The following is an 8,733-nucleotide window of genomic DNA, read 5'->3' on the forward strand; positions in this document are numbered from 1 at the left end:
GCGCGTGAAGGTCTCGGCGCCTCCGGTCTCCGGGATGGCGGCGGTTCCCTCGGCGTACGAGAGCGAGACGAGGAGGAAGACGAGGCCCGTGACGGCGAGCACGACCGGCGTGAGCCCGAGCGCAGAAGCCGCGACGATCCCCAGCGCCACGTAGATCGAGGATCCGATCTCCCCGTAGGCGATTGCGAACAGCGCCGGCGCGTCGAGCACGCGCTCGAAGCCGCGAACCTTCCGGGCCATCGCCTATCTCCCCCGCTTCCGCTCGAGCTGGATCCGCGCGACTCCGAGCGCGACGAACAGGGCGCCGAGCACGAAGCCGACGACGCCGCCTCCGTGCGCCGCCGTCACGACGAGGAGGGCGACGCCGATCGCGATGAAGGCCGCGCCGAACGCGTACACGGCCTTGCCGTACCAGCTCACGCGGCGCTCCGTTGCCTCGACGCCGTCACCATCACGCGACACGGCGCTCTGCGCATGACGCGGTCGACGGTCGATCCGAACACGCCTCGGCGTCTCGTGAGGTCCTTGCGCGGCGACCCGAGCACGATGATCTCCGCCCCGCGGCGCTCGGCCTCGCGCACGATCTCGACCGAGGCGCTGCGGCCCCGCACGAGGCGGCCGACGACGCGGACCCCGTACGTGTCGCCGACTGCCATCGCCTCGTCGAGCTCGTCGTTCGCGAGGCGCTCCTCTTCGGGCAGGTCTGCGTCGAGCGGCAGCTCCAGCGGCACCTCGATCACCGTCAGTGCGACGACGCGGGCACCGCGCTCCGCGGCCAGCCGGCAGGCGACGTCGAGCGCGTCGTCGGACGGCCGCCCGGGCACGATCGGCACGACGATCCGGCGGTACGCGAGCGCGAGCGCCGCGCCGAACGCCGGCGGCGCCTTCACGGTCTCCCGCAGCCCCGCGCGCACCCACCGGAGGCGGTACACCGTGTAGCCGACGAACCCGAGCACGATCCAGCCGAGCCCGACCCAGCGTGTCAACGGGTTCTGGGCGAGGATGACGACGAACGACGCGCCGGTCGCGAGCCCGCCGAAGATCGCGAACAGCGGCCACTGGACGCCAGCGATCGACACGTTCGGCCGGGCGCGGTACGTCACCGCGGGATCGGGCCGCACCCGCAGCTGCACCATCGCGGCGTGCGCCACCGTGAACGAAAGCGTCGCCCCGAGCGAGTACAGCGTGCCGACGAACGTCACGTCGCCCGGCAGCAGGAGGATGATCGGGGCGATGCCGGCGAAGAGCACGAGCGCGATGTACGGCGTCTTGAGCTTCGGATGCAGCTTGCGGAAGACCTCCGGCAGCTGCCGATAGGTCGCCATCGAGTACGTGATCCGCGAGGCGCCGATGATGCCCGCGTTCGTCGCGATCAGCAGGATCGTCGCGGCGAGGACGCCGACGTAGAGCTCGAGCGTGTCGAGGAGCCCGCCGCTGAGACCGAGGTTGTCGACGACGCCGAGGATCGGGTCGTTCGCGTACCCGCCGTCCTCCGGCGGCAGCGCGAGCAGGGTCGTCAGCTCGCCGTCGATCAGCTTCACGGGAAGCGCCGACAGCGCGATCAGCGGCAGCGTGAAGTAGATCGCGAAGACCGCGAGCGCCACGAGCTTGTACGCGTTCGGGACGCTCTCCTGCGGCTCGCGCGCCTCTTCGGCGAGGTTCGACACCGTCTCGACCCCCGTGTACGCCAGCATCGCGACCGGAATCGCGATCGCGAGGTTCTCCCACGTCGGGGCCGTGCCCCAGTGCACGTTGTCGACCAGCGTCTCCGGGCTGAACACGAGCGCGAACCCGAGCAGCACGAGCAGCACCTGCGTCGCGAAGTCGATCACCGCGAGCCCGATCGACAGCTTTGCGGCTTCCGTGACGCCGACGATGTTGAGCGTGACGAGCAGCACGACGACGACGGCGCCGCCCACGATGTCCCACGGATTGGACTTGAGCGGCTCCCAGAAGATCGAGAGGTAGTGCGGAACGAAGAACGCCGAGGTCGCGATGGTGACGATGTAGACCAGCATCTGGGCCCACGCCGCGCCGAAGCTGATCAGCTCGTCGAACGCGTGCCGCGCAAAGCTCGACGACCCGCCCGCCTCGGGGAAGCGGACGGTCCCCTCCGCGTACGTCGCGGCGGTGGCGGCGAACACGATGCCCGCCACGACGAAGACGAGCGGCGTCAGCCCGAGCGCGAAGACGGCCGTGAGGCCGAGGGCGTAGTAGATCGAGGAGCCGACGTTGCCGTACGCGGTGGCGAAGAGGGCGGGCGTCCCGAGCACCCGCTCCATCCGCACCTCGCGCCGCCGTCGGCTCCCGGGCACGCGCGCGAGTGTACGCATGGCCGCGGGCGCGACGAGAGGCGCCGTGCTGCGGGTGGCGACAGGGGGCTCGGTTGAACGGCGCGCGCACTGCGCTTAACGTGCGGATTGCAACGACACTGGGGGAACCGAGGGAGGGAGTCGAACATGTCCGAGCCCGTGCGGCGCGGAGAAGTGGTGGCCCACGGCCGGCGGACGTTCATGGCCGGAGCGGCGCTCGCGGCCGGTTTCGCGGCCGCCGCTGTGCTGCTGACGACCGGAGCGGAGGCGCGGTCGGCGGCGACGCCGTCGAACTCCGACCCGCCGACGATCACCGGGACCGCTGTCTCGGGCGAGACGCTGACGGCCTCCGTGGGCTCGTGGACGGGGACACCTCCGCTCTCGTTCGCTTTCGCGTGGCAGCGCTGCGACGCCGGTGGGGGTGCATGCTCGGCCATCGGAGGGGCGACGTCGCAGAGCTACGTCGTCACGGGCGGCGACGTCGGCTCGACGCTGCGTGTGCTCGTGACTGCGACCAACGGGGAGGGCTCCACGAGCGCCCCGTCGCTGACGACGGCCGTGGTCACGGCTCAATCGACGCCGGTGAACACGGCGGAGCCCCTCATCTCGGGCTCGACGGTGGAAGGCTCGACGCTCACGACCACGACGGGCACGTGGGACGGCACGTCGATCACGTACGCGTACCAGTGGGTCAGGTGCGGTCCGGACGGAGGCCTCTCGGACGGCTCGGACTGCCCGTCGATCGCCGGTGCCACGAGCTCCAGCTACGTCCTCACGAGCGCCGACGTCGGAAAGCGGCTGCGCGTGCAGGTCACGGCGTCGAACAGTTCGGGAGCGGCCACCGCGACTGCGAACCCGACAGACGTGGTCACGCAGTCCACGGCCACCGGCGCGCCCCGGAACACCGTCGAGCCGTCGATCGGAGGCACGCTCGTCCAGGGGCGCGTCCTCTTCGCGAGCGTCGGGACATGGGCCGGGGAGACGCCGCTCCAGTACGCGTACCAGTGGGTCCGCTGCGGCGGCGACGGCGGGCTGTCCGACGGCAGCAACTGCACGTTCATCTCCGGTGCCACCGGCTCGACCTACACGCTCACGGCCGACGATGTCGGCGCCCGGATGCGCATCCGCATCACGGCCTCGAACTCGCTCGGGACCCAGACGACCGCGTCGAACGCGACGGCTGCGGTCCAGTCGACCTCGACCACCACGCAGCCCCTCCAGGGGCCGGTGTCGAGCCGCCTTCCCACGATCGTCGGCACCGCGGCCCGTGGCCAGACGCTCACCACCACGTCGGGGATCTGGACCGGGACGACGCCGCTGCTCTTCGCGTACGAGTGGCTGCGCTGCGGCGCCGACGGCGGACAGGCGACCGGATCGGACTGCCCGGCGATCGCGGGTGCGACAGGCACGCAGTACCTGGTGACCGCGGACGACGTCGGCCGCCGGCTCCGCGCGCGCGTGACGGCACGGAACACGGTCGGGAGCGCCGTCGCGGTTTCCGACGCGACGGCGCTCGTCACGGTCACCGTGACGACTCCGCCGCCCCCGACTCCGACGCTGCCGCCGGGTGCGATCCGGCTGCCGACCGGGAAGTACTCGATTCCCGTGACGAGCGTCTCCCTGCCGGACCGCCTCGTGATCGACCAGATCGTCTTCGCCCCGAACCCAGTGCGGTCGCGCAAGCGGCCGCTCGAGCTACGCCTCCACGTCGCGGACACGCGAGGCTATGCGATCCGCGGTGCTCTCGTGTTCGTGCGATCGACCCCGCTTCTCACCTCCGCGCCGGGTGAGCAGCCCACGGGCCGGGACGGTTGGCTGCGATTCCGACTGATGCCGAGAGCGGACTTCCCACTGCGTGACGGCGTCAACGTCCAGTTCTGGGTCCGTGCCCGCAAGCAGACCGACCCGCTGCTCGCAGGAGTCTCGAACCGTCGGCTCGTCCAGGTCGCGACGGCCGGGTGAGCCGAGGACGACGGAGGGCCGGTCTCCCGGCCCTCCGCGTCCGTGCGCGTCGCTTCGTGTTACGGGGTGTCGACCCTGACGATCGTCGGGTTCGGCATCCCGGCCGTGCCGCCGTAGGCGACCGACCCGAGGTACTTCGTCGCGGGCGCGAGGCCGGTGAACGTCAGCGTCACCGTTCCCGTGCCGCCGATCGTGGCCGCTGCGGGCGCGGTGACCGTCATGTTGCCGGCCGCCGCCGAGCCGAGGAGCCACGTGTACAGCTTGAACGGCGACGTCCCGGTGACCGCGAAGCCGTGGACGTAGACGGTGTACGTGTCGGCTGCAGGATTCCGGAGGTTGACCTCCTCCGCCGACGTGCCGCTGCCGCTCGATCCGACGAGCGTCGTGCCGCGGTAGACGTACAGGTCGATGTCGCTCCCCGCCGCCACGTCGGCGTCGAACAGCGAGAACCGGGCATGCGTCGTCCCGGCGGCGATCGTGACCGGGATCGCGACCGTGCCGGGGCCGCCCGGGGCGAAGCTGTCGCCCGGGTCGTCGGGCACGGTGCCCGGCGTGATCGTCGGCGCGACGAGCCCGCGTGCGGACGCCGTGAACGCCCCGTCGTAGCCGAACGTCACCTGGTAGCCGATCGGGCCGCCCGTGCCGCTGACCGCTGCGGGGGCCGCGAGCGCCACCGGGCGGACGACGATCGGGCTGCGCACGGCGTGCGTGCCGTCCGTCCACGTCAGCTGCCCGCCGACATAGGCGTTCAGCGTGGCGGTCGTGCGGGTGAACGCAACGGTGAACGCCTTCGTCTCACCCGGTGCCAGCGTCAGCGACGACGGGCTCACGACCGTGGTGATGCCCGCCATCCCGGTCACCGACGCGTTGTACGTCGCGGCCGACGAGCCGACGTTCGTCACCTTCCGCTTGACGGTCTGGACGCCCGCGAGGTCGCCGACCGCGATCGACGGCTCGTTGAGGTCGCTCGCGTCGAGCGAGAAGCCCGCGTTCTCGAGCGCGGTGCACGAGGCGGGCCCGACCGCCGTCGTCGTTCCGCAGAGGAAGGCGAGCCAGTCGTTGAAGCCGTTGTCGTAGACGAGGCCCGGATCGGCCGCGCTGTTCGGCTTCACGTGCCCCGCCCCCTGGCGGAAGATCACGAGCGGGTTGGTGCTCGGGCCGTCGAGCACGTCGTAGCCCGAGGTCATCAGCGCCGACTTGATCGCCATCGGCGACCAGTCCGGATGCTTCTGCATGAGGAGCGCGGCGAGGCCGGCCACGTGTGGGCTCGACATCGACGTGCCGCTGTAGAGGTTGAAGTCGCGCCCGGCGTTCCCCGGAGGCGCGACCGCGGCGAGGATGTCCTGGCCGGGCGCGATCACGTCCGGCTTGAGGAGGTCGCCGCCGCCGGCGGTGAGCGGCCCGCGCGACGAGAACGACGCCGTGAACGGCGCCGCCGCGTTGTAGACGATCTGCGCCGCGTTGATCGTCGCGGTCGCCCCAGCCGTCGCGGCGTACGCCTTGACGGCCGCCCGATCCGGCGAGTCCAGGTGGACGGTCGGGACGAAGTGGAAGTCCGCGTTGATCGAGCTCGGGCTCGGGTTCAGGAGGATCATCCCGACCCCGCCCGCCTGCTGGACGGCCAGGCTCTTGTTCACGCGAGCCGTCACGCCGCGGTCGCAGACGACGATCTTGCCCGCGACCTTGGCCGGGTCGAGCACCGCAGTGCCGTCGTTGTCGGCCGCGGCGTAGCAGAGCGCGACCTTCGTCGGATCAGCACCCGGCAGCCCCGCGGCGGTCGAGTCGATCAGCGGCGCAGGGCCGACCTTCGTCGCGACGGAGGCGCCGTTGTACGTCGCCCCGTTCCCGAGCGTGACCGAACCGCGCCCGTCGCGGTTGTGCGTGCCTGCCGCGACCGTCGTGATCCACGGGCCAGGGTGGGCCACCGTGCCGGTCGTGGGGCCGCTGTTGCCGGCGGAGGCGGCGACGAAGACGCCCGCGTCCGCAGCGAACAGGAACGCGACCTCGACCGGGTCGGCGAAGTTCGTCGTCGTGCCGCTGATCGAGTAGTTGATGACGTCCACGCCGTCGGAGACGGCCTGGTCGATCGCGGCGACGAGATCGGCCGTGCGACCGCTCGCGGTCGACGCGTCCTGCGTCGACCAGAGCGCCTTGTACGCGGCGATCCGCGCGCGCGGCGCCATCCCGCTGACCTTGCCGAACACGGCGGCGGGGCCCGTCGCCGGGACGCCGAAGTTGCCTCCCGAGGTCGACGCTGTGTGCGACCCGTGGCCGTTGTAGTCCCGCACGGACATGAACTCCCAGGGCCGATCGGCCTCGAGCGCGGCGTCGCCGCCCCAGGCCGCGTTGAACCACTGGGCGCCGATCAGCTTCTGGCCGCACATCGAGGCGTTGAACTGCTCGCCGGGCGTGCACTTGCCGTGCCAGCCCGGGATCTGCTGGAACACGAGCTTCCCGTCCGCGTCGCGGTCGCTGAAGCTCTTGCTCTCCGGCCAGATGCCCGAGTCGACGATCCCGATGATGATGTTCTCGCCGGCGCCTGTCGTCTTCTTGTCACCGGTGCCGCCGAGCTGGTCCCACAGCCCGCCCGGAGCCGTGAGCCCGAGGAAGTCGGGGGTCGACGAGGTGTCCATCGTGACGACCTCGTCGGGCGTGACCGACACGACGTCCGACTGCTTCTCGAGCTGCGCGGCCTGGTTCTCGCTCAGCCGCGCCGAGTAGCCGTTGTAGGTGTAGGCGTAGTCGTAGAGCTTCGCGCCGCCGCCGACCTTCGCGAGCGACTTGCCGTGCTCCCCCCTCAGGAAGTCGACGTAGCGCGCCACGTTGGGCGACGTGGGATCGATCTTCTTCCCCTTGCCCGGCTTCGTCGCGGGGATCCCCGCAACACCGCCGTCATAGGAGACGGCGGGATCCTGGATCATCTGGACGATGTACGTCCCCGTCTCGGGGGCGGCGCTCGTGGCCGCGCTGGAGACGAGGAGGGCCGTGGCGCAGACGCCGACGACCGCGAGCACGATCAACGCGCGGAAACGCATCGTGGTTGCTCTCCCCTTGTCGTGGTGGTGGGGCACCGACTGGTCTTTCCGGCGGCGCGCACTGTATGTCGCGCTGCACAACAGTGCAACGGCAAACCGCGCATTTCCCCTGTTCGAGGGGCAGGAGCCCTGCGCTCCCGGGCCAGTGACGCCCGGGAGCGCGGGTTTGTCCGACAGATCAGCCGTGGATCGAGGCGATGATCGGGATGATCAGGATCGCGACGATGTTGGCGATCTTGATCATGGGGTTGATCGCCGGGCCGGCGGTGTCCTTGTAGGGATCCCCGACCGTGTCTCCGGTAACGCCCGCGGCGTGGGCCTCGGAGCCCTTGCCCCCGAACGCGCCGTCCTCGATCAGCTTCTTCGCGTTGTCCCAGGCGCCGCCGCCGGAGGTCATCGAGATGGCGAGGAAGAGACCGGTCACGATCGTTCCGATCAGGAGCCCGCCGAGCATCTCCGGCTTGATGATCCCGACCACGATCGGGATCACGACCGGGATCAGTGCCGGCACGAGCATGCTCTTGATCGCAGAGCCCGTGACGATCGAGATCGACGTCGCGTAGTCCGGCCGGGAGGTGCCTTCCATGATCCCCGGGTCCTCACGGAACTGGCGCCGCACCTCCTCGACCACTTCGCCGCCGACGCGGCCGACGGCCGTCATCGCCAGGGAGGCGAACAGGAAGGGCATCATCCCACCGACGAACAGGCCCGCGATCACCCACGGGTCGGCGAGGTCGAACGTCACGTTCAGCCCCTCGTCCGCGAGCCCCCGCACGTACTCGTCGAACAGGATCAGCGCGGCGAGGCCCGCCGAGCCGATCGCGTAGCCCTTCGTGACGGCCTTGGTCGTGTTACCGACCGCGTCGAGCGGGTCGGTCACGCCGCGCACCGACTCGGGCATGTCCGCCATCTCTGCGATCCCGCCCGCGTTGTCGGTGACGGGCCCGTAGGCGTCGAGGGCGACGATCAGCCCCGTCATGGAGAGCTGGGCCATGACGGCGACGCCGATCCCGAAGATCGACTCGTCCGCGGCGTAGTACGAGCCGACGACGCCTGCGGCGATCACGAGCACGGGCAGCGCCGTGGCCTGCATGCCGTAGGCGAGCCCAGCGATGATGTTCGTCGCGTGCCCGGTCGTCGAGGCCTCGGCGATCCGCTTCACCGGGTGCCAGCGTGAGCCGGTGTAGTACTCCGTGATCGCGACGAGGAGGAACGTCACGGCGAGCCCGATCAGGGCGGGGACGTAGAGCTGCCAGAACGAGAAGCGGTCGCCGTCGTAGGCGAGTGTGACCGGGATGAACCCGATCGCAGACAGCGCCGTCGCGATGACCACGCTCTTGTAGAGCGCGTTGATGATCGCGTTCTCGCCGCGGCCGACCCACGCGAAGAACGTGCCGATCACGGACGCGAGAATCGACACGCCG

General features: G+C 70.7%; 5 protein-coding genes and 1 pseudogene. 1 reads left to right on the plus strand and 5 read right to left on the minus strand.

Going from position 1 to position 8,733, the window contains the following annotated elements; translation table 11 throughout:
• The 3 genes and pseudogenes from VNM44_RS04920 to VNM44_RS04930 all read right to left on the minus strand — a co-directional run.
• Positions 1–240, minus strand: a pseudogene (locus VNM44_RS04920) (universal stress protein UspA); the annotation flags it as partial.
• 3 nt (positions 241–243) lie between these two features.
• On the minus strand, positions 244–420 hold the full coding sequence (locus tag VNM44_RS04925; protein WP_325623268.1) for a hypothetical protein: 177 nt from the start codon (positions 418–420) through the stop codon (positions 244–246).
• Positions 417–2,315, minus strand: coding sequence for a universal stress protein (locus VNM44_RS04930; protein ID WP_325623270.1), 1,899 nt, complete (start codon positions 2,313–2,315; stop codon positions 417–419). Before VNM44_RS04930 ends, VNM44_RS04925 begins: the two co-directional genes overlap by 4 nt.
• 144 nt (positions 2,316–2,459) lie before the next feature.
• Here VNM44_RS04930 and VNM44_RS04935 point away from each other — a divergent pair, with 144 nt between their 5' ends.
• On the plus strand, positions 2,460–4,274 hold the full coding sequence (locus VNM44_RS04935; RefSeq protein ID WP_325623272.1) for a hypothetical protein: 1,815 nt from the start codon (positions 2,460–2,462) through the stop codon (positions 4,272–4,274).
• 59 nt (positions 4,275–4,333) lie between these two features.
• Here the strand turns inward: VNM44_RS04935 and VNM44_RS04940 are convergent, their stop codons facing one another.
• Together VNM44_RS04940 and VNM44_RS04945 are read right to left on the minus strand one after the other, a co-directional pair.
• Positions 4,334–7,309, minus strand: a complete 2,976-nt coding sequence (locus VNM44_RS04940) for a S8 family peptidase (protein ID WP_325623275.1) — start codon at positions 7,307–7,309, stop codon at positions 4,334–4,336.
• A gap of 178 nt (positions 7,310–7,487) precedes the next feature.
• A partial coding sequence (locus VNM44_RS04945; protein WP_325623277.1) for a proton/sodium-translocating pyrophosphatase occupies positions 7,488–8,733 on the minus strand: 1,246 nt, incomplete at its 5' end.

The organism is Gaiella sp. (genome assembly GCF_035558935.1).
Taxonomy (GTDB): domain Bacteria; phylum Actinomycetota; class Thermoleophilia; order Gaiellales; family Gaiellaceae; genus Gaiella.

Excerpts from the sequence above, each read along its gene's own strand:
- VNM44_RS04935 (WP_325623272.1), top strand. The coding sequence starts at position 2,460 with ATGTCCGAGCCCGTGCGGCGCGGAGAAGTGGTGGCCCACGGCCGGCGG.
- VNM44_RS04940 (WP_325623275.1), bottom strand. The coding sequence starts at position 7,309 with ATGCGTTTCCGCGCGTTGATCGTGCTCGCGGTCGTCGGCGTCTGCGCC.